Source organism: Actinacidiphila sp. DG2A-62, from assembly GCF_035825295.1.
Classification (GTDB): domain Bacteria; phylum Actinomycetota; class Actinomycetes; order Streptomycetales; family Streptomycetaceae; genus Actinacidiphila.
This window is the reverse complement of the sequence record NZ_JAYMGI010000002.1, coordinates 8,514,384-8,534,859: the sequence shown is the minus strand read 5'-3', so window position 1 is coordinate 8,534,859 and position 20,476 is coordinate 8,514,384. Positions and strand designations below refer to the sequence as shown.

The window sequence follows — 20,476 nt, the reverse complement described above, 5'->3', positions numbered from 1 at the left end:
TCAACACCGACGTGTCCAGCAGCGCGCGGCGCAGCGGACCGCGCTGATACAGGGTGCGCCGCACGGCCGGCGCCAACTCGCTCATCCGCGCATCGTAGTGCGGGAGTTGACCCCGCCGGTACGGAATTCCGACACGATGCGAGGAACACCCCGGATGCACCGGAAAGCGGTGCACCGCCGCGCCAGCACCAGGTGGTTCTCCATCACCCGCTCCGCGCAGGACCCGCCCGCCGCCCTGGGCATCAGCTCGGTGAACCCTCAGCTTCCTCCGACGCCGGTACCCGCCGGGCTCATCTGCCACGGCCCGCTCCAGGGCTACCGCAGATCGGCGAAGGCGCTGCGCACCGGCGTGCGGATGGAGCCGAAGCCCACCCCCTACGGCCCTCAGCCGGGCATCCGCGGAATCCTTCCCGTCCCGGCGCCCTGAACCCGGTCCGGGCCTGCCCTATTCGCAGGTCATCGGCGGGTGACGGTGAAGCTGGACGTCTGGATCTCCAACACGAAGTCCAGGCGGGCAACGCGCACTCGGGAGCAGCTCGCCGGACTGGGGCTGGAATGGGCATAGGGTCGTCGCTGACGCCCCGGTTGGGGGCCAGGCGCCGTCCTGCATAGCGCGGGGCGATCAAGGGGGGATGCTGAGATGACCGAGAGTGGATCTCTGATCATCTTCGATACGAATGCCGTGAACCGGCTCAATCCCACGAGCGACAGAGCCGACATCATCCGGAAGCTCCGGAAGTCGGGGAAACATCGGGTCGCTGTGCCGTGGATGGTGCTTGAGGAACTAGTTGCCCACCAAGCAAAGATCTACCTGTCACGGCATCAGAAAGCAGAAAAGGCAATAACGGAGCTGCAGGCAGCTACTGCCTGGAAGTTGGACGCGCATGTGGAGGAACTCGCGCTGAAGCGCCTCCAGGATCACTGGCGAACACAATACAGTGAGATTTTCGAGGTGATCGAGACCAGCGGAGATGCTGCCCGCATGGCTCTCGCCCGCGAAGCTATGGCACTACCGCCCGCGAAGCAGAATGAACGTGCGGAAGGCGGGCGAGACGTAGCGATCTGGTTTTCCATCCTTGAGTACCTGCGCGCGAACCCCGACGAGCACGCCTGCTTTGTCACAGATAACCACCATGATTTTGGGAACGGCACCGACTACCCCTTCCCAATGAACGAGGATTTGCGCGGCATGGAAATCCGCCTCAGTCGCCTCAAAGACTTCGACGCAGTCGTACGCACCTTCACCAAAGCCGTCTCCGGCGAGACCGCGCTTGCCACTGCCGAAGCACTCCTGAGTTCTATCGAGATACGGGATGAGATCGCACAGGCCGCCCTTGGGATGGAGTCGCCGCACCCATTTATCGGGATTGACAGCACGTCCGCGCCGGTTCAATGGAGCACCTGGCTCCTCGCCCCCGACGTCGAATTGTTGAGTGTCTCCGCCGTGGAGGGCCACGAGATCGGCCACGATGTCTGGTACACGGCGAAAGCCGAGTGGCTACTTTTCGGCCCGACCTTCACCGGTGAACGCAGCCTGATAGACAGGGTTGCCTGCACCTGGGCGACTAAGATTCTTTTTTCAGCAAACAGTGAGAAGAGAGAGCCCACGCTTTTGTCATCCGGCGTGCCCTCTCTCCCCGATCTCGAAGACAAGCGATGCGCAACCACTCTTGCGCGAATGAAGGATTCACTCCGCCAGAAGTGGACCAAAGTTTCTGACCAATTGACATCCAACTGGGCTTGGTCACCTGAATACATCGACGCCCTCAGAAAGATTGCCGCGCAGTCCGCCATGCGCAACCTGGACCTTAGCTCCCTCGCCCCCAAAATTGATTACAGCTCGCTCTACCGCACCTTGCGAGACACCATGGAGAGCAACCGCCCGACATACCGTCTCCCAAAATACGACATCGAAGGTCACGCTCACGAGGATGCGGGTGACACCGCACCCAGCGATAAAGATGAGACCGCAGGCCCAGAAAGCGAACGGGACAGCGGCAACGAGAGGGACGAACAGAGCTAACCGGGGAAACAGCCGGTCACGACTCAGTTCGCCGGTCGCCTCCGAAGACCATCTGCCCAGGCCGCCCCTGAGCGAGCGCAGACCGGTAGGTCGCGGTGGGAGCGCGGCCGAGGCAACCAGTCGTCCTAAGACTTCGTTTCTTATGGCGCGATCGTTCGTTGTTCCGTGCATGACGGATCTGGTTGAGCGGTTGGTGCCGGACGAGTTGTGGGTGTTGTTCCGGCGGGTGGTGCCACCGACTGAGGTGATACGTCCGCAGGGCGGCGGCCGACGCCGGGCTGGTGACCGCGAGGCTCTGGCTGCGATCATCTTCGTGGCGACGTCGGGCTGCACGTGGCGGCAGTTGCCGCCGGTGTTCGGGCCGGCCTGGCAGACGGTCTACCGGCGGTTCGCCCAGTGGAGCCGGGAGCGGGTCTGGGCGCGGTTGTATCGCGTGATCCTCGACGAGCTCGGGGCGCGGGGCGAGTTGGACTGGTCGCGGTGCGCTATCGACTCGGTCAGTCTGCGGGCGACAAAAGGGGGCCTTTGACGGGACCGAATCCGACCGACCGCGGCAAACTCGGATCGAAGATCCACCTGATCACCGACCGGAACGGGCTGCCCCTGTCCCTGGGGATTTCCGGCGCGAACATGCACGACAGCCAGGGCCTGGAGCCGCTCGTGCGAGGCATCACGCCCATCCGCTCCCGCTGCGGGCCCCGGCGACGGAAGCCGGCGAAACTGCACGCCGACAAGGGCTACGACTACGACCACCTGCGCCGATGGCTCCGCGAGCGCGGCATCCGCCCCCGCATCGCCCGCAAAGGCATCGAGTCCTCACAACGGCTGGGCCGACACCGCTGGGTCGTGGAGAGAACCGTCTCCTGGCTGGCCGGCTGCCGACGGCTCCACCGCCGCTACGAACGCAAGGCCGAGCACTTCCTCGCCTTCGTCGGCATAGCCGCAATCCTCATCGGCCACCGCCGACTCGCCCGCCTAGATGCGCAAGGGCATTCAGTGTGAGGTTCCAACGCTGCTGGTCCAGACACGCAAGGGCGCGATCTCAGGCTCCGTCATGACCTGCTCCAAGTGGCCGTCCGCCTCGTCCAGCTCCGGCCAGGCGACGACCCCTGGCATGTTGTCGGCCAGGAAACCCTCCACGATCGGACCAAGTTGGTCGGCAACCCTGTAGGTGCCGTCGAACGGCAACTCCTCCGGAGGAACGGAGCCGGTCGAGCACCGGAGCTGCCCGGCCTGCCCGTCGTGCCACACATAGAACGTCGCCACTCCGGAGAAGCCCAGCTCGCGAATGCGTTCCCGGATGCCGGCAGCAGTCTGTTCGAAGGCAGCGACCACCTCGGCAGCGGACAACGGCCGCCCGTCCTCGTCACCTGCACCCAGCGACCAGGTGTTCGTCTCCCACTCCACCCGCCGGTTACCCGGCTCCAATGCAAGCGGCTCTTCGGCCACCTCAGCGATCCATGTCAACAGCACTGAAAGCAGTATCCCCGCCTGGAAGGGGGTGGGGCCGACCATAAGAAACGATGTCTAAGAGGGATTGCACCCTGCTCTCCTTCGCGGGCTACGCCTCGATGTACGCGACGATCGTGATGGTCTGCAACGCGGTGACATAGAAGATCACGCGGACCCCGTCGATCTCGTCGGAGTAGTCGCGCAGCAGGGTGCCGGGTACTTCGGTGCCCAGCTCCGGGTTGACGCTGATGGCGACGATCGCGCGGTCCAGGCGGTGCGTCTCGCTCGCGGTGAGCTTGCTCAGCTGGGTGAGCGCGGGCTCGACCAGGACGACGCGCGAGCGGCGCGGGGCGTGGTCAGGCGACACGGGGCTGCTCGCCGGCGAGGCGGGCGAGGTGGTTGTCGCGGGCGGTCTCCCACGCGATGCCGGACTCGGGCGAGGGGTAGCCGTTGGCGGCGATGTCCTCGAGCACCGAGGCCAGGACGTCGGTCTTGGCCCGCTCCGCGGCCGCGTACGCGAGCGCCGATGCGGCGGCGTGCTCATCGAGGGGCTGACGGGCAGGCGCGGTGGCCCGCTGCGAGGCGTCGTCGCTCATCTTCGACTCCCAAGGACTGTGGTGGATCCACGGTAGCGCCGCCGCGGCGCCGCCCGGGCCGCCTTGCAGGAGCCCGGGCGTAGCACGAAGCCCGGGCCGCCGTGGGGCGCCGGCACCGGGCTCATCGTGGGGGGTCCGCGGTGCTCAACGAGCCCGCCCCGGAACGGTTACGGGGCGGCAGGCTCCGGGCTGAGGTGGCGTGGGAGCGGCAGGCAACCGGGCCGTCGCTGCCGACGAAGCCCGCGACCCGCGAGCATCGCCCTGCCCCGAGGTGTTCACGTTCGGTGAGCGTGACACTGTCACGCTCCGGCCGAGGGGTCCTCGGATCGGCCCCTGAGACGCCCCGGGGAGCAGGTGTACGAAGCGCGTTGCGCCCCTCTGCCCCGCGAGGAGAGCCGGTACAGCGCGACGCCGAACCGGCTTTGAGCTGCGACTTAGCCGGTGCGACGGTCGGGCCCGGGGGTGTCACGCGCTGCGGGGCCCCCGTCCGGACGGTGTCACGCTCACACTGCGTCAGCGTGACACCGGGTCCGAGGCGCTGGTGAGGAACGCGACCAAGTCCGCGGCGGCCTGCGGGTCGGCAGGGGCGAGGCGGCTGGCGAACGCCAGCTGGTCGACGTCGGCGCCGGGCTGGAGGCCGGCGAGGGCGGCCAGCAACGCGCCGTGGGTGAGCACCGGGCGCGGCAAGAGGTCCGCGGCGGCCTGCCGGGCGGCCGGGTCCGCGTAGGGCCGCGGCCGGTGGCCAAGGCGTGCGCGAACTTGGCGGGGGCAACGGGTACTTACAGGTTGTGCGTCAGGTACGCAACGAGCCCGCCCCCTGGAGGCCGGTGACCAGGCAGTGTGCGCGGATGGATAAGACGCTGGCGCGGGCTGCAGCGCCTGACTGCTCGGCCTAGACGAGTAAGTCCGAAGTCTGGGGGTTAGTGGTCGTAGGCGATCAGTGATCTGGTGATGGGGCTTCCGGTGTTGCGGTTGTGCCAGATGGCGGTGGTCAGGGCGAGGATGCGTTGGCCGATGCGGGCCAGGACTCCTTCTGGTGTTCTGGCGCCGTGGCGTTCGAGGTCGAGTTGGCCTTTGAGGGTGTCGTTGACGGACTCGATGAGCTGCCGGATCGGCTTGAGCAGGTGCTCGTCGGGGCGGGGTTTGCGGTTGCGGTAGCTGGGTCTGATCAGGGTCAGGCCCAGCTGCGCCAGGTGGGCGTCGAGCTGGTGGGAGACGTAGCCCTTGTCGCCGATGATGGTCTGCCCGGGGTGGGTGGCCGGCAGGTCGGGGTCGCGGGTGAGCATGTCGGCCAGGACTTCGCGTTCGTCGACCTTGGGGTTGGCCAGAGCCCAGGCGATGGGCAGTCCGCCGGGGGTGCACATCAGGTGCAGACGCAGGCCCCAGAAGAACCGTGAGTGCGAGGGGCAGTAGCCGTAGCCGGCCCATCCGGCCAGGTCGGAGCGTTTGGCCGTCGGGCGGGAGCGGGCGCATTCCACCGGTGTGGAGTCCACGACCCACACGTCGTCGTGCCACAGGTCGCTGTCGCGGGCCAGTGTGCGGATGAAGCGGCTGATCAGGGTGTTCGCGGCGCGTAGGCGTTTGTTGTAGCCGGACTGGCCGGGCAGGTAGGGGAACTCGGCCGACAGGTGGGTGCGGGTGTAGCGCAGCCATCTGGCCTCGGAGACGAAGCCGAGCAGTGCCTGCATGACCGCCAGCGTCAGCAGTTCGGCGTCCGACAGTCGGGGCGGGCGTCCTGAGCGCCGCGATCCTGCCAGACAGTCATCGATCTTCACGTAGAGTGCTGTCGCGAGGGCCTTGAGGTTTGTCGTCACACACAAACAACGAGGCCCTCGCGCCTTTGCACCCTGAAGACTTCGGACTTACTCATCTAGGCCCATCTCACTCTGTGTCGCCAGAGCCCGATCGCTGCTGCCGCACAGGCGCAGGTAGTGTTCTTGGAGGGAATGACCGACGATTGCCCGGGCCCAGCGCATGTACCGCTTTCTCAATCTTGACCAGCTTGTCTTCCAGATGCTTGGTGGGCCGGTCTTCGAGCATGACCCACTTCACCGCGTCGAGGTCGGCGGTGTACTGGGCCGTCTCCACCTTCCCTTCAGGACCGTCTGCGTTCACCGTGAAGGTGTAGACGCGGGGCAGGTGAGCGTTCTGGAACCGCTCCTGGTTGTCCAAGAGGAAGGTCAGGCGGCGGCGCGGCGGCAGGATAGGGATGGGCCGGGCCAGAATCTCCTGCATGACCTGGGTGAGATCCGGCTCACCTGGTCTGGGCTCCCACCCGGACTCGAGGGGCGGGTTGCAGGAGATGCGGACGTTGCGGGCTACGGTCGGACCGGTGTTCTCGATGACCAACAGAAGCGACCCATGGTTGGCATCGGGCTGGATATCGACGATGACGTACGGCTCGTTCTGCTCCCGGTGAATGCGTTTTGACAGGGCCAGTTGCTCTCTGGCGGCCATGCGGGCGATAAACGCCTGCCAGGCGGCGATGAGGGCGGCGACGACGGCAACGATGACCGTCCACTGGTCGGCAGTTAGGGCTCTGACGTGATCCATGACCTGACGCTATCGACAGGGTCCGACAGGCACGCCGGCAGGCCCCTGCAAGAACCGCAAGACCACACCCTGTCCTGCAGCCCTGGTGACGATACTCCTGCCTTTGTGACAACTATCGCGCTTCGGCTCAGCGAGCCAAGTATACCAGCTTTACCGGGCGGTCGCTCAGAAGCCGAAATCTATAAACTCCACGTCGGTGAAAACCACGTCCAGCCCTTCCGCTCTCCCGCCGGAATTCCGGAAGTAGGCATAGCCGAGAGCTTGCGCGACCAGCCCCTGCAACTCGGCATCGGTCGCGCCTCGCTCACGGGCGGCGAGGATGTGGCCCGCGTGTTCCGGTGAGACGGTCTAGACGAGTAGTTCCGATGTCTCGGGTTCTGCGGTTTTGGGTGTGGGCGGCAGGGAGGGTGTTCAGCATCGGGTTGTGACGGCCGAAGAACTGAACACCCTCCTGACGGCACTGTATGTGCTCATCGATGATCATCTGCCGAAAACGCGGTGGCTGGGCCGTCCGCCGCGCCTGTCCGACTCCGAGCTGGTGTGCCTGTCCGTCGCGCAGGTGCTGCTCGGCTTCCACTCCGAGGCCCGCTGGATCCGCTTCGCCCACGCCCACCTGCGCCCGATGTTCCCGCACCCGCCCCAGCGACCGGCCTACAACAAGCGGTTACGGGCGGCCCGACCGCAGATCCAGCAGGCGATACGCCTCCTGGCCCGGCACAGTGACCTGTGGCAGGACCCGGTGTGGATCACCGACTCCACCCCGGTGGAATGCGGCCGCTCCCGTGACACCGTCCGCCGCTCCGCCCTGGCCGGCTGGGCCGGCTGGGCCGGCTACGGCTACTGCGCCTCCCACTCCCGCTGGTTCTGGGGACTGCGCCTGCACCTGGTCTGCACCCCCGCCGGCCTGCCCATCACCTGGGCCCTGGCCACACCCAAGGTCGACGAACGCGAGGTCCTGGCCGCGCTGATCGAGAACGAACCCGACCTGGGCCGGGAACGGCCCGGCCTGCTGATCCTCGCCGACAAGGGCTACGTCTCCGCCGAACTGGACCGCTTCCTGGACCAGTACGACATCGCGTTGCTCCGGCCCTCCTACCGCAACCGCCGGCCCCGGCCCGGAAAAGCCCTGCTCAAACCCATCCGGCAGCTGATCGAGTCGGTCAACGACACCCTCAAGGGCCAACTCGGCCTCGAACAACACGGCGGCCGCACCATCGAAGGCGTCACCGCACGGGTCGGTCAACGGATCCTCGCCATGACCTGCGCAATCTGGCACAACCGCACCACAGGCCAACCGATCACCCGCTCACTGATCGCCTACGACCACTGACCAACCCACATCGGAACTACTCATCTAGGAGATGAGCCGCGGGCGCGGGTCGTCGGTGGAGCCGAGCGCGGCCCGGAACCCGAAGCGGGCGCGGGTGGTGATCCGCAAGCCCCCGCTGCTGGAGGCCTGCTCGCGGACCCGGGCGCGAACACCGGGCTGCCAGTCCCGCGCGGTCTCTTCGGCCAGCGTCGCCTGGAGGGCCTTCTGCGGCCGCCTGAGCTTGCCTGCGGCGTAGCGCTGCACGGTGCGGCGGAGACGCGGTGCGGCGGAGACGCCCAGACGGGCAGCCACGGCCGCTGTTGAGCCCTTCGTGCGGGTCAGCAGGAACCGGAACTGCGCGGCCGCGCCCTTGGGTGAACTGCTCCCGCTCCGCGGCCTCCAGGCCCTCGTGGAGGGGGCCCCGCGGTGGTGCCGGCGGGTGGGTAGCGGGCAGGGTGCTGTCGTTGTGATCGCTCGTCATACCCGTACGGGGCGGCGGCCGGCCTGTGGACAGAGTCCGACGATCGGTGGAGCGCGCGGCCGCCGTGGCGGCTACGGTGGGCGTACGGGCCTCCCAGGTACCAGCGCGCCCGGCCTCCCCGAGCGGGGAGGCCGGGCGAGGCTCGTGCCGTCACCTTCCGAGAACGTGCCCCCACCAGCCGGTGCGCTGGGCGAAGGCGGAGTTGGACCTGTTCCTGCCGGGAGACCCAGTACGTCCGGCGGCGGGTCAGTCTCGCCGTCTTCCACGTCCTCGGCGTGTCGACTCCGCGTCCATGCTGGATGCTTCTGCTGCAGCTCGGAGCAGTACTTCAATCTGTTCCGTCGATACATCCCCAGTGACCTCAACGCGCGGTTTCCCGTCCTGGGCGTAGACGACGATGTGTTGGTCTTTGCGCCGGGTGAGGTAAGCCTTGACGACGCTCGCAAGAGCCATCCACGCCGGCGCAGCGGCCAGGAGGCCAACAAACGCCTGCATGTCAGATCCTCTGAATGCCTGCCCCTGCAGGTCGTCGATCTCGGTGGCGTGTTCGCCGAAAAGCCCAGCGACCTCCCGTTGCTGCCCCGGAGGGAAGGACAGGCTGAAACGCCACGTTTCATGATCAGGTTCTGGCTGGATCCATAGACTGACTCGCCCTGTATCCACGTTCCCGTGTTCGGTCACCACGCGTGCATTTTCGCCTATCCAGAGGGCAGACCGGGAGCCCTGCGTGAGCGGCATGCCGGAACTCAGCTCACCGCTGTTCAGTAGGCGTAGCCGTCTCCCCACTACCTCATGCTCAAGGAGCGACTCACCGATTCCCTCCACCGCCAGCGCTCAGCTGGCCAAGCGCACCCGCTGGTCAGGGGGGGTGGATCAGTGGTCGCCATTAGAACTCCAGCTCGATGTAGTCGATGTCGGTGAATTCCACCTCTAGGCCCTGGGCGCGGCGGCCGCGGTCCTTGAAGTAGATCTCCTGCAGACCTTCGGCGGCGATGTTCTGGAGTTGCTGTTCGGTGGCGCCGGCGGCCTGCGCGTCGAACAACCGGCTGGCGTAGAGCGGCGGCAGGTGCTGGGTGATCCGCCGGATCCGCCCGTCGTCGGTGGACCCGGGGGCGGCGGTGAAGCCGAAGCGGGCCCGGGTCTCGATGACGATGCCGCCGCGCGAGGCGGCGTGCTTCTTCGCCCGCTGCTGCACGCGGGGCTGCCAGTCGCGTCGGACCTCGCGCTCCAGGCGGGCCGCCAGGTCCTTGCGCGGCCGCCGGAGTGTGCCCTTGAGGTAGCGCTCCACCGTTCGTTGGGTGACCCCGAGTCGGGCGGCCACCGCCGCGGTGGAGCCCTTCTCCGCCCTCAGCAGGAACCGCATCCGCGCGCCGGCCGACTTCGGGATCGGCCGCGTCGCGGTGCTCGCCGCCGCCCGCGCCAGGGCGTCCTCGAACTCGCCCACAGCCCTACTCCCCCTCGTCCGCGGCGTCGTGCCCGTCGCCCTTGATGTGCCGGGCCGGGTTGTGCCGCTGCTCCAGCAGCTCCACCGCCCAGAACAGCTCCCGCGTCCCCTCGTGCTTGACCATCCCCGGCGACACCCCCAGCCGGAACGTCCCCGGCGCCGGCTTGCCCGCCGCGTCGTACGGCAGCACGTCCAGCGGCGACGGACCCGGCGAGGGGTAGACCACACAGTCCGAAAGCAGCGCGATCGGCAGCAGCGCGTCCTCGCCGAACACCACCGAACCCGTCGGCGCGGGGCCGGCCTGCGTCGCCAGCGCGGTCTTGAGCATTTTCCGGTGCAAGTTGACCCGGGCCGCCGAGATCACCGCCGCCCGGATGTCCGGGCGCCACGTCGGCCGCTCCAACGCCGGCCACCGCTCCCCCGGCCGGTACCGCGTGCCCTGCGGGCGCTCACGCAGCTTGCCGATACCGCCCTTGACCGTCGACTTGATCGCCGACAGCACCGCCGCCATCCCCGGATCGACGGACTTGTGGCCCGCCATCGCCTCCAGGAACTCGGCCGGTGACAGGTCGGCGGTCACCCCGAGGTCGGCCATCGTCGCCTTGTACGCCTCCGCCAGGTGCTTGTACCACGGGTCCAGGTACGGGCCGCTCTCGCGCCGCACGTACGCCTCGAGCGGTCGGAGCTGGACCGGCAGCCGGTAGGTGTCGATCAGCTCGGCCGCGTACGCGACGGTCGGCGTGGCGTACCAGGCCGGACCCTCCGGCCGGCCACCGTGCGGCGTGAACGGGCTGGGCAGCCGCGGGTCCAGCTCGATCCCCGACAGATCCACCAGCCACGAACCCGGGACGGTCTTGTCGAACCGCGGCGCCTCGACGTACTCGGGCCCGGACAGGCCGACCATCAGCCGGTTCGCCGCCGCCAGGAACGCGGTGTTCACGTCGACGCCGACCGCGAACGGCCTCGCGCACTCGCCGTCGGTGAGCAGTTCCGGCTCGCGGATCCAGTCGAACGCCTCCTCGTCGAGGACTTCCGCCGGGGTCCGCTCGTGCGTGCGCGGGAACAGCGCGGCCACCACGGGGTGCTCGTCCGGGGCCTCCGGCGGCGCCGGGTCCACCGCGGCGGTGAGCGAACCCGGGACCGGCCCGGACACCCACGTGCCGGTCGCCTCGTCCCTCATCGCGCGGGTCGGCGGCCTCAGCGCCGTCATCAGCTCCAGGCCGGCGACCGCGGTGGAGCCGCGCGGGGTCAGCACCCGGGCGGCGTAGGCGGCCAGCACCCGCGCCAGCTCCGCCGGCGGCAGCTGGCCGGCATCGCCCCACGACCGGGTATCCAGCGCATCCCACGGCAGGACGGCGAGCTGCACGCAACTTCGTTGCTGGCCCTGCGCGGGCCGGTAGATCCGCGCCCACGGGCCGAACCCGCGCTTGGTGAGCTGCCACGTCGCCTTCGTGATCTGTCTGACGACCTTGTGGTCCTCCGGCAGCCGCATCGAGCGGCGGTCCTCCAACCGCTCCGGCAGCCCCAGCCGGGCGGTTGCCGCGGCCGTCAGCACGATCAGCGGATCGGAGTCCTTGCCCGAGCGGTGCAGCCGGCTCGCACCGAGCTTCGCTTCGGTCAGCGTCCACTCCACCAATTCCGGGACCGTCCCCGCGGGGCACTCCAGCACCAGGCCGCCCGCGCAGTACAGGAAGCCGTCGCCGTCCAGCACCCCCAGCGGGCCGTGCGCGAACCGCGGATCCGCCGCGGCCGTCGTCGGCTCGGGTGCGACCGCGGCCTTCCTGACGGCCGTCTTCTTCACGGCCGGGCCACGCGACACCGACACGCTCCCGGCCCTGCTCCCGGCCCTGCTCCCGCCCGTGCTCCCGGTGCCGGTCGCCGGGCGCGGCGCGGCGACCGGAACAGCGGGCGCGGACGCGGTGGCCGGCTGGGTGTTCTCGTGGTTCGTCATGGCCGAAGCGTCGGACGCCGGGCCTGTGGGCAGTGGTCGCGCTTCCGGCGGTTGCGGCGCGTCGGTCGGCGGGGCGGGGAAGCGCTGCGCGAGACCTTCCAGCAGTCGGGCGTAAGCCGCCCGCTGCGGCGGCCGCGGCTCACGCTGCCCCGCCTCCCAACTCCCGACCGCCTCACGACGAGTACCGAGCGCCGAGGCGACCTGAGCCTGACTCAACCCCGCCGCCTCCCGCAACCGCCGGCGCTCCACCGGGGGTGGAAGGGCATCGGACGGGACCTGTTCCAGCAGCGCGTCAACCGCGCTGAACAACTCGTTCTCGCCGGGCACACGCCCCACCTCCGCACCGCACCCTAACGCCGACCACACACCGAACCACACACGAACCGCCCTCGAAACACACATCAACGGAAGTGGTGTCTTACCCGTCCAGGAATGCTTGATCCGGCAGCACCACCCTCGGGGCGAAAGGGGTGAGTCGTGCCCGGCTGGTCGAGCGGATACGCGGGCGCGCTGTTGCCGGCGCATGATTCGGCGCATGGCGGGGTGCAGGGCGGACAGCATGCCGCCGATCGCGGTGCGTAGGTCGTCTGCGGCTTCGCGCATGGAGTTTCCGCGGGGTTCAGGGGCCGGGCGCCCCGCAGCATCGCCCGGTAGCTGTCGTGGGAGTAGCCGGGCACTTGCCTGGCAAGGGCCCGCAGGCTCAGACCCTGGTACTCCAGTACGGCCCGCAGCCGGCTCCGCAGCGTCTCCAGGTCGGGCACGGAAGCAGGGGGCGTGATGCGCCCGGTACGCATCCAGCGGCGCAGTGCCTGGCCGGCGCAGTCCTTGCCGGGGGTGGCGGGTTCTGCCCCCGCTGTCGCAGCGCAGTGCGCAGGCAGCTGGTCAAGGACCCGGGTCCCATCGTGTTCCTGGCGCCGCTCTACACTCCGCCCAGCCGCTGTCGCGCGGTCAGGGATCTTGGGGGGGTACAGGGTGGGGAAGCGTTTGCGTGCTGCCGTCGTCATGGCGGCGACCGTTCTGGGCGTGATCGGCGCAGGAACTGCCCCGGCGCACGCCGCGACCGACTGGGACCGATGCCCCAAGGGCAAGGTCTGCTTGTTCTCCGGCGACGGCGGAACCGGGGCGATGGTCGCCTACTCCACCCCGCAGGCCACGCTCGGACCCTGGGACAACAGAGCCGCGTCGGTGTACAACCGCACCGGGAACCCTGCCCTGTGTATGTACAGCCTGTCGCAGTTCTCGATCGGGGACCCGCACAAGAACCTCACGGTGTGCAGCGAGGGAACCGGCGACGACAAAGAAGACGATCTGTGGGGCGGCTACGGGAACGGCCTGTCCATGAACCACAACCTCAGCTCCATCCGCTGGGGCCACACCATGCGGCAGGCCACGGGACAGCCTGAATACCTCGACTGGGTCGACCCGTTCGCCGTCTACAACCACACGGGACACGCCTTCGCCGACCTGAACGGCGACGGCAGCCTCGACCAGCTGAACCGCACGTGGAACGGGCACTTGTGGTTCCTGAAGGGCGACGGCACCGAGGTGTACGTGGGGTCGGGCTGGAACCAGATGACCGCGCTGACCCGGCACGGGGACTTCAGCGGAGACGGACACGAGGACCTGCTGGCGCGCGACGGCTCGGGCACGCTGTGGATCTATCCCGGCAACGGCAAGGGCTGGTTCGGCGCCCGCAAGCTCATCGGCACCGGCTGGAACCAGATGACCGCGCTGCAGGCCGCCGGCGACATGAACAGCGACGGCCACGACGACCTGCTCGCCCGCGACTCCACCGGCCGCCTGTGGATCTACCCCGGCGACGGACACGGCCGCTACGGAACACGCAAGCTCATCGGCGCCGGCGGATGGTCGATGTTCCCCACCGTCCTCGGCATCGGCAATGTCGACGACGACAATCCGGGTGCCCCCGACCTCCTCGCCGTCGGCAAGGGCTACCAGGGTCTCGTCCGCGTCTACTTCGGCGAAAAGGGCGGCAGCATCGCCCAGTACGGCGACTGCAACGAAGTCGACAACGGCGACGTCCTGCTCTGACGGGAGGGGCTGGTCCACCGGGCGCGCCGTTCCCCACCTCGGCATCGTCGACCTCGATGAGGACGGGCAGCCTGACGTCCAGGCAGCGGATGACGGCGACTACGTCACCCCCGCCTCGTCTGTACTTCGCCCCTCCCGGCGCCGCCATCGCCGACGACGGCGACAGCGCTCTTGGTCGGCCTCGGCGACTGCCTGCTGGAAGATCCCCCGCGCACAAGCCGGCGTGGGCGGCCGGCCTCGGCCATCCGTCTCAGCTACACCGAGAGCAGTCCTCCTGGAAACTGGGTCATCCAGGACGGGAACTACACGACCTACGCGGGGCCGGTGTACCTCCACGCACCTGGTCACTGCATCGACTGGTACGGCCAGATCGGCACGGCGCAGGCGACTGAGTACAACTCCCACTGCGGTTAGCCGCACGCGACGGCCCCCTCGCTCGAACCCATCGGTCCGGGATCTGCCGCGGGCGCCCGCGTCGAGATCGTGCAGGGCCGTCGCCCGGCCGCCCGGGCCGCCAGACCGCCCAGGCGGCCCGGGCCGGTTAGCGACCGGGAACAGGCCCGAGCCCACCGGACCGACACCGCATACTGGCGGACATGCTGGTGACGCTGACCGGAGGAGCCGGAGCAGGCAAGACCACCCTGGCCGCCGCGCTCGCCGCGGCCTCGCCGCACACGCCCGTGCGGACACTCCACGGCGACGACTACTACTTCCCGACCCCGGAACACGGGGTGTGGACACCGGACGAGGCCGGAGTACCACGGCTGGACGTCGGCGACCCGCGGTCACTGGACCTGGCCCGCCTCTGCCAGGACACCGAGGCTGCGCTGACCGGCTCACCCGTCGTCATCGTCGACGGCCTCTTCGCCCGGCACGTGGAACCCCTGCGCGACCACTGCGACCTGACCGTCACCACCGACGCCCCCGCCCACGACCTCGCCCAGCGCATCTGGACAGCGATCACCCACCCGGGCCGGCTCGCGCCCCAGCAGATCACTGAGCACCGTGGCCGTCGCACCACACCGGTCCCGGGCCGCGGCCGGGCGGCCGTTGCGCCGGCCAGGGGAAAACACGCGGGCACAGGCGCGGCACACGCCTCCTCCGGCACCGCCGCGCCTACAGTCCCCTCGGCACGGCCCCAACAGCGCGCACCAGCGGACGGAACAGCCGGAGGACCACCATCACCCGACCCACACCCGGCAGGCGCCCGCAACAGGACGAACCCGCGTCGCCGGGGGCGGCAGAAGGCGGCACCGCGGACGGCACGGCGCAGCGGGCGGAACAGGCCGCCGGGCAGGAAGGACAGGCGGACGAGCTGCGGCAGCTGGTGCGGCGGCCGGAGTACCGCCGCGCGCTCGTGTTCTGCGCGGTGATCGGCATCCCCGTCTCGCTCGTCGCGTTCTGGTTCCTGGCCGCGCTGCACGAGCTGCAGCACCTGGTCTGGACGGAGTGGCCCCGCCACCTGGGACATCACGAGCCGCCGTGGTGGTGGCCGTTCGCGCCGTTCGCCGCGGCCGGCCTGGCGGTCGCCGCGATCGTCGGACGCCTGCCCGGACACGGCGGGCACGTCCCCGCGGGCGGACTCAGCGCCGCGGGGACGACCCCGGCGGCACTGCCCGGCGTCATCCTGGCCGCCGCGTGCAGCCTGCCGCTGGGCGCGGTCCTGGGACCGGAGGCTCCGCTCATCGCCCTCGGCGGCGGACTCGCGCTGCTGCTGCGCGATCTGGCGCGCGTCCCCGCCACACCGCAGGGGTCGGCCCTGCTCAGCGCGGCCGGGTCCGCCGCCGCGATCTCCGCGATCTTCGGCAACCCGCTGGTGGGCGCGGTCCTGCTGATGGAAGTCGTCGGCGTCGGCGGGCCGCGGCTGTTCGCGGTGATACTGCCCGCGCTCCTCGCCAGCGGCGTCGGCGCGATCGTCTTCAGCGGCTTCGGCCACTGGACGGGCTTCCGCACCGGCAGCCTGAGCATGTCGCTGCCCGCGCCGCCCACCCTCGACACCGGCGACGTGGTCTGGACGGTGCTCATCGGCATCGTGGTGGGCGCGGCGGTCCACCTGCTGCTCGTGGGCGGACGGTTCACCGCACGTCTCACCGCGCGGGCGCTGCACCGCACCACGCTGCTGTGCGCGCTCGGCGCGGGCGGCTGCGCCGCCGCGTTCGCCGGCCTGACGCGGCACTCGCCCGCGGAGGTGGCGCTGTCAGGGCAGGCGGCGTTGTCCGACCTCGCCGCGCATCCCCACGCGTGGTCGGTGGGCGCTCTCGTGGCGGTGCTCGCCTTCAAGGGCCTCGCCTACGCGCTGTGCCTCGGCAGCCTGCGCGGCGGCGCGATCTTCCCGGCGCTCTTCCTCGGCGGGGCGGCGGGCGTACTGCTCGCGCCGCTGCCAGGTCTCGGACTGGTGCCGGGGATGGCGGCCGGGATGGCGGCCGCTGCCGCCGCCGCGCTCCGGCTGCCGGTGAGCAGCGTGGTGCTGGTCTCCCTGCTGCTGGGACACACCGGGTCGATCACCGTGGTCGTGCTCGGCACGGTGACCTCTTTCGTCACCGCTCAGCTCCTGCCCCGCGGCCCGTCCGTCCCGGCGTTCGCACCGCCCGCGCCCCGGCCGGGCGCGGGCTGACGTGGCGCACGGTCACAGGGGCAGCACAGACCGCGTGCGGGGCGGACTAGAACATCGGCGGAACCGATGTCGTGGTGTGGTTGGACGGCAACCGCGTGTCGCGGTCCGGCGCGATCCGGCGGTGCGCCTCGGGATCCGCGTACTTCGCCAGTCTGCGGCGCTGCGACACCATGTCCAGCAGCCTGCCGCCCTTCCGGGAAAGCCAGTTCTTCATGCTCCCGCCCCCGATCCGCGCCCATCGCGCTCCTGTCCTCACACGATGCACCCCGCGCCGACCGGGCAAACGCGTTCTGAGCAGAACTTGAGGCGGGGCGCCCGACACCCGGTCTCCGATGAGCGGGGCGGCGACGGGGCGCCTCACGTGACGGTTTGTGGTCGCGCTGTGTGCCTGCGTGAGGGAGGGCGGGCGGAGATGCGACCGGCGGGAGACGGTCGCAGAGTTGAAGGGAGGTGCTGACGGCTTTTGTGCCGGGCAGCGGCCCCGCGGCAGCGCGACTCGGGCGGGCCGGACCGCGTTCCCGCGTCCCACCTCCCAGTGAAGGGGAATGCCCCATGGCAGCGACGGACACCGTTTCCTCCAGCAGCGCCTCGCGGCGCAAGGACGTCTCCGGCAGGACCGTGATCGCCGACCAGGTGGTCGCCACCATCGCCGGCATCGCGGCGCGCGAGGTCGACGGCGTGCACAACATGGGCGGCGGCGCGAGCCGGGCCGTGGGCGCCGTGCGCGACACCGTGACGCGGTCCAGCGATCCGACGCGCGGCGTGAAGGTCGAGGTCGGCGAGAAGCAGGCGGCGATCGACCTGGACATCGTGGTCCTGTACGGGACCGAGATCGCCGAGGCCGCCCAGGAGATCCGCTCGCACGTGGCGTTCGCGGTCGAGCGCATGACCGGCCTCGAGGTGGTCGAGGTCAACATCAACATCCGCGACGTGCACGTGCCGGGTGACGACAGCGACGAGGACGAGGAGGAGGCCCGGGTGAGGTGAACCGGGCCGACCCCGGCAAGCGGACCCGCTCGGACTGCCCGGGCGGGTCCGCTGCTGCCCGGGCGGGTCCGCTGCTGTCCGGGCGGGCCCGTGGGAGGGGGCGGGCGGGCCCGTGGGAGGGGACGGGCGGGCCCGTGAGGCGCGGCGCGGGGGCGGATGGGGGCGGGGAGGCGTGTTCGTCGGCCGGTGTGGCCGGTTTCCGCCCTGGTCACGGGCGCTTGCCGGGCGCACCGTCGTACATATGGCGCATACGGTGTGCGAGGAGTGCGGGCGCGGCGGGGTCCGGGTGCGCGATCTCGGGCTGCGCCGGCCGCTGCGGCTGTGCGGGGACTGCCTGGGCGCCGCGGTGGCCGCCTGGCACGCCGCCGCGGACCCGGTGGCGGTCGGGGACGTGCTGGCGGACGCGCTGCACGGCCGGCCGGCGCCGCTGCCGCGTTCCGGGGCCGGGAGCGACCGGCGGGACGCGCGCGCCTGTGGGCCGGAGGAGGGCAGGGGGCGCGCGGCGAAGGCGGAGGCCGAGACGGAGGCCGAGGCGAGCTGACCGGCACCGTCGCGCACGGCTCCCGGGGCCTGCGGTCCCGGCCCGCGCCGCGGCCCCGCGCCGGCGCCGCCGCTTCCCGCCCGCGCCGCAGCCCCGCATGACACGCCCCCGCGCAGCCGCGTCCCGGCACCCTCGCGGGGCGCCTGCGAACCGCCCCTGAAATCACCGGTGAACCCGCTGTATCCACCGTGCTCCGCCATGCCGTGATCCGGTCGCACAATGCGTCGGCGCATTCACGCGCCGTGGCTCCCGCGGGGGCCCCGTGTGAGTCGCTCTATAGGACGCAGGTCACATACGAAGGCGCTTAGTGAAAGGCGTCCGGCTGCTTTTCCCCGGAATCACGCGGATCGCGCGCGCCGGCGCTCACCTCTTCGCCGTCCTGCTACGCACTGCTCCGTAGACGGGCTCTTTGACCCTTGAATTCGGAACCTCTAACAATTCTCGGGTCCCCACACGAAAGAGGTAAGCCCGTATGCGGTTCCCCGCACTTCCGAGCAAGCTCCCCACGGCCGCCCAGTTCCGTCGACTGCCCAAGAAGCACAAGATCACTGTCGCCGGCACCGCCGCCGCAGCCGCGGTCGTGCTGACGGTCACCGGCCTGGAAGCGACCGCGAGCGCCGGATCGGCGGCTGCCGCGGGCGACGCCACCGGGTTCCCGGTGTCCAGCGGCCAGAGCGTGAAGCAGCTCGACGCCAAGACCGGTGTCGCCTCGCAGAAGGCGATCAAGGACGCGGCCCAGCAGAAGCTGGACGCGGCCGCGGCGAAGAAGAAGGCGGCCGACGCCGCCGCGCACAAGAAGGTGCTCGACGCCGCCGCGAAGAAGGCGGCGGCCGAGAACTCGGCGAAGAAGGCGAAGGCCGAGGCGGCCAAGCGCGCCGCGCAGAAGGCGGCCGCCGCGCGTTCCGCCAAGCGGGCCGCGCTGCCGAAGAAGTCCACCAGCACGCACATCGCGTCCAAGCCGGCCGCGAAGTCCTATGCGAACAACCTCGACGGCTGGATTCGCCAGTCGCTGGACATCCTGCACGCCAAGGGTATTCCGGCGTCCTACAACGGAATTCACCGCAACATCATCCGTGAGTCCAGCGGCAACCCGCGGGCGATCAACCTGTGGGACATCAACGCCCGCAACGGCATTCCGTCCAAGGGCCTGCTGCAGGTGATCGATCCGACGTTCCAGCGCTACCACGTGTCCGGCACGTCGTGGAACATCTACGACCCGGTCGCCAACATCACCGCCGCGTGCAACTACGCGGCCGACCGGTACGGCTCGATGGACAACGTGAACTCGGCGTACTGATCCCGCGGCCGTCCGGGGCGTCCCGCCCCGGCTTCCGCCGGGCGGCGACGAGACCGTCTCCGGCCCCGCACGTCCGCCGACCCCGGCGCCCTCTTCCGGGCGCCGGGGTCGGCGCGTTCTTCGCGCTTCCCCTCCCCCTCGGCGGGCGGGGGCTCAGTCCCCGACGGTGAGGACGATCTTGCCGCGGACGTGGCCGTCCTTGCTCAGCTCGAACGCCTCGGCGGCCCGCTCCAGCGGCAGGCTGTGCCCGATGTGCGCGGTGAGCCGGCCGTCGTCGGCCAGGCGGCCCAGAGCGGCCAGGTCCTGGCTGCTGGGGCGCACCCAGACGTGGCGGCCGCCCGTGCGGGTGATGGTCGCGTCGGTGATGGAGGCGACCCGGGTGCGGTCGGCGAGCAGGTCCTGCGAGAGCTGGGCGGCGCCGCCGCCGACGAGGTCGAGGGCGGCGGTGACGCCTTCGGGGGCCAGTGCCCGGACCCGGTCGGCCAGGCCCTCCCCGTAGTCGACGGGCTCGCCGCCGAGGGAGCGGACGAAGTCGTGGTTGCGCTCGCTCGCGGTGCCGATGACGCGGGCGCCCTGTGCGGCGGCGATCTGCACGGCGAAGGAGCCGACGCCTCCCGCGGCGGCGTGGACCAGGACGGTGTCGCCCTGGCCGACGCCGATCCTGGCCAGTGCCTGGAAGGCGGTGAGCCCGGCCAGCGGGACGGCGGCGGCCTGCTCCCAGGACAGCGCGGCGGGGCGGTGGGCGAGGGTGCGGACGGGGGCGGCGACGAGTTCGGCGAAGGTGCCGTGCTGGACCTCGTCCTTGCGGACGTAGCCGTAGACCTCGTCGCCGACGGAGAACTCGGTGGCGTCCAGTCCGACCGCCTCGACCACGCCGGCCACGTCCCAGCCGGGGATCAGCGGGAAGTGGACGTGCATGAGCGGGTCGAGGTGTCCGGCGACGATCTTCCAGTCGACGGGGTTGACGCCTGCGGCGCGGACCCGGACCAGGACGGAGTCCGGGCCCACCTTGGGATCGTCGGCGTCGGTGAGGGTCAGCACGTCCGGATCGCCGTAGCGGGGTGCGATGACGGCCTTCATGGGCTCTCCCTGGGGGTGGAGGCGGATCTTGCGGTGCCCGCGGCGGCCGGCCGGGGGCCAGCCCCTGCTCGGGCGCGGAACGCGCCGGGCCCCCGC

At 70.3% G+C, this 20,476-nt stretch carries 22 protein-coding genes; 9 read left to right on the top strand and 13 right to left on the bottom strand.

The features are described from left to right. Positions 1-154 precede the first annotated feature (154 nt). The 3 genes from VSR01_RS37470 to VSR01_RS37460 all read left to right on the top strand — a co-directional run bounded on the left by VSR01_RS37470 (position 155) and on the right by VSR01_RS37460 (position 3,025). Positions 155-427, top strand: a complete 273-nt coding sequence (locus VSR01_RS37470) for a hypothetical protein (RefSeq protein WP_326453417.1) — start codon at positions 155-157, stop codon at positions 425-427. A 213-nt stretch (positions 428-640) separates the two neighbouring features. After that, complete coding sequence (locus VSR01_RS37465; RefSeq protein WP_326453416.1) at positions 641-2,023, top strand: PIN domain-containing protein; 1,383 nt, start codon at positions 641-643, stop codon at positions 2,021-2,023. A 169-nt stretch (positions 2,024-2,192) separates the two neighbouring features. Then, positions 2,193-3,025, top strand: a protein-coding gene (locus VSR01_RS37460; RefSeq protein ID WP_442785436.1) for an IS5 family transposase whose coding sequence is annotated in 2 segments (ribosomal slippage) — positions 2,193-2,547 and positions 2,547-3,025 — 834 coding nt in all. Because the reading frame shifts where the segments join, the coding sequence is not laid out codon by codon here. Here VSR01_RS37460 and VSR01_RS37455 read toward each other — a convergent pair. The 6 genes from VSR01_RS37455 to VSR01_RS37430 form a co-directional block, all read right to left on the bottom strand. After that, a complete protein-coding gene (locus VSR01_RS37455) occupies positions 3,017-3,538 on the bottom strand; it encodes a hypothetical protein (protein ID WP_326453415.1) in 522 nt (173 codons plus the stop codon). The two genes, VSR01_RS37460 and VSR01_RS37455, sit on opposite strands and share 9 nt — an antisense overlap. A 46-nt stretch (positions 3,539-3,584) precedes the next feature. Next, the gene (locus VSR01_RS37450) at positions 3,585-3,842 is read right to left on the bottom strand and encodes a hypothetical protein (RefSeq protein ID WP_326453414.1); all 258 of its coding nucleotides are present in this window, start codon (positions 3,840-3,842) and stop codon (positions 3,585-3,587) included. Further along, positions 3,832-4,071, bottom strand: a complete 240-nt coding sequence (locus tag VSR01_RS37445) for a hypothetical protein (protein ID WP_326453413.1) — start codon at positions 4,069-4,071, stop codon at positions 3,832-3,834. The genes VSR01_RS37450 and VSR01_RS37445 overlap by 11 nt, the downstream gene beginning before the upstream one ends. A 513-nt stretch (positions 4,072-4,584) precedes the next feature. Beyond that, positions 4,585-4,746, bottom strand: a complete 162-nt coding sequence (locus tag VSR01_RS37440; protein WP_326453412.1) for a hypothetical protein — start codon at positions 4,744-4,746, stop codon at positions 4,585-4,587. 245 nt (positions 4,747-4,991) lie between these two features. Beyond that, on the bottom strand, positions 4,992-5,885 hold the full coding sequence (locus VSR01_RS37435) for an IS982 family transposase (RefSeq protein WP_326449309.1): 894 nt from the start codon (positions 5,883-5,885) through the stop codon (positions 4,992-4,994). 67 nt (positions 5,886-5,952) lie between these two features. After that, positions 5,953-6,624 carry a hypothetical protein gene (locus VSR01_RS37430; RefSeq protein ID WP_326453411.1) on the bottom strand — a complete coding sequence of 224 codons (672 nt, stop codon included), beginning with the start codon at positions 6,622-6,624 and terminating at the stop codon, positions 5,953-5,955. 424 nt (positions 6,625-7,048) lie between these two features. Between VSR01_RS37430 and VSR01_RS37425 the strand changes: the two genes are divergently transcribed. After that, a complete protein-coding gene (locus VSR01_RS37425) occupies positions 7,049-7,954 on the top strand; it encodes an IS982 family transposase (RefSeq protein ID WP_326453410.1) in 906 nt (301 codons plus the stop codon). A 24-nt stretch (positions 7,955-7,978) separates the two neighbouring features. On the opposite strand, the gene tpg (VSR01_RS37420) is transcribed toward VSR01_RS37425, so the two are convergent. The 4 genes from tpg (VSR01_RS37420) to tap all read right to left on the bottom strand — a co-directional run bounded on the left by tpg (VSR01_RS37420) (position 7,979) and on the right by tap (position 12,136). Next, on the bottom strand, positions 7,979-8,275 hold the full coding sequence (gene tpg, locus VSR01_RS37420) for a telomere-protecting terminal protein Tpg (protein ID WP_442785750.1): 297 nt from the start codon (positions 8,273-8,275) through the stop codon (positions 7,979-7,981). A gap of 385 nt (positions 8,276-8,660) precedes the next feature. Further along, entirely contained in the window at positions 8,661-9,098 is a 438-nt protein-coding gene (locus VSR01_RS37415) for a hypothetical protein (protein WP_326453408.1), read from the bottom strand. A gap of 202 nt (positions 9,099-9,300) precedes the next feature. Continuing rightward, entirely contained in the window at positions 9,301-9,858 is a 558-nt protein-coding gene (tpg, locus tag VSR01_RS37410) for a telomere-protecting terminal protein Tpg (RefSeq protein WP_326453407.1), read from the bottom strand. Positions 9,859-9,862: 4 nt separating this feature from the next. Then, the gene (tap, locus tag VSR01_RS37405) at positions 9,863-12,136 is read right to left on the bottom strand and encodes a telomere-associated protein Tap (protein ID WP_326453406.1); all 2,274 of its coding nucleotides are present in this window, start codon (positions 12,134-12,136) and stop codon (positions 9,863-9,865) included. Positions 12,137-12,811: 675 nt separating this feature from the next. Between tap and VSR01_RS37400 the strand changes: the two genes are divergently transcribed. Next, complete coding sequence (locus VSR01_RS37400) at positions 12,812-13,861, top strand: peptidase inhibitor family I36 protein (protein ID WP_326453405.1); 1,050 nt, start codon at positions 12,812-12,814, stop codon at positions 13,859-13,861. Between the two features lie 836 nt (positions 13,862-14,697). On the opposite strand, the gene VSR01_RS37395 is transcribed toward VSR01_RS37400, so the two are convergent. Then, positions 14,698-14,865 (bottom strand): hypothetical protein, encoded by a 168-nt coding sequence (locus tag VSR01_RS37395; protein WP_326453404.1) that lies wholly within the window; start codon positions 14,863-14,865, stop codon positions 14,698-14,700. A gap of 320 nt (positions 14,866-15,185) precedes the next feature. Between VSR01_RS37395 and VSR01_RS37390 the strand changes: the two genes are divergently transcribed. Continuing rightward, positions 15,186-16,475: a chloride channel protein gene (locus tag VSR01_RS37390; RefSeq protein ID WP_326454004.1), complete on the top strand. Its 1,290-nt coding sequence runs from the start codon at positions 15,186-15,188 to the stop codon at positions 16,473-16,475. A gap of 46 nt (positions 16,476-16,521) precedes the next feature. Here the strand turns inward: VSR01_RS37390 and VSR01_RS37385 are convergent, their stop codons facing one another. Then, positions 16,522-16,689, bottom strand: a complete 168-nt coding sequence (locus VSR01_RS37385) for a hypothetical protein (RefSeq protein ID WP_326453403.1) — start codon at positions 16,687-16,689, stop codon at positions 16,522-16,524. A 338-nt stretch (positions 16,690-17,027) separates the two neighbouring features. Between VSR01_RS37385 and VSR01_RS37380 the strand changes: the two genes are divergently transcribed. From VSR01_RS37380 to VSR01_RS37370, 3 genes are all read left to right on the top strand, one after another. Beyond that, a complete protein-coding gene (locus VSR01_RS37380; RefSeq protein WP_326453402.1) occupies positions 17,028-17,462 on the top strand; it encodes an Asp23/Gls24 family envelope stress response protein in 435 nt (144 codons plus the stop codon). Between the two features lie 241 nt (positions 17,463-17,703). Then, complete coding sequence (locus tag VSR01_RS37375; protein ID WP_326453401.1) at positions 17,704-18,003, top strand: hypothetical protein; 300 nt, start codon at positions 17,704-17,706, stop codon at positions 18,001-18,003. Positions 18,004-18,475: 472 nt separating this feature from the next. Continuing rightward, entirely contained in the window at positions 18,476-19,300 is an 825-nt protein-coding gene (locus VSR01_RS37370; RefSeq protein WP_326453400.1) for a transglycosylase SLT domain-containing protein, read from the top strand. Positions 19,301-19,453: 153 nt separating this feature from the next. On the opposite strand, the gene VSR01_RS37365 is transcribed toward VSR01_RS37370, so the two are convergent. Then, positions 19,454-20,380, bottom strand: a complete 927-nt coding sequence (locus VSR01_RS37365) for an NADP-dependent oxidoreductase (RefSeq protein ID WP_326453399.1) — start codon at positions 20,378-20,380, stop codon at positions 19,454-19,456. Between the last annotated feature and the right edge of the window lie 96 nt (positions 20,381-20,476).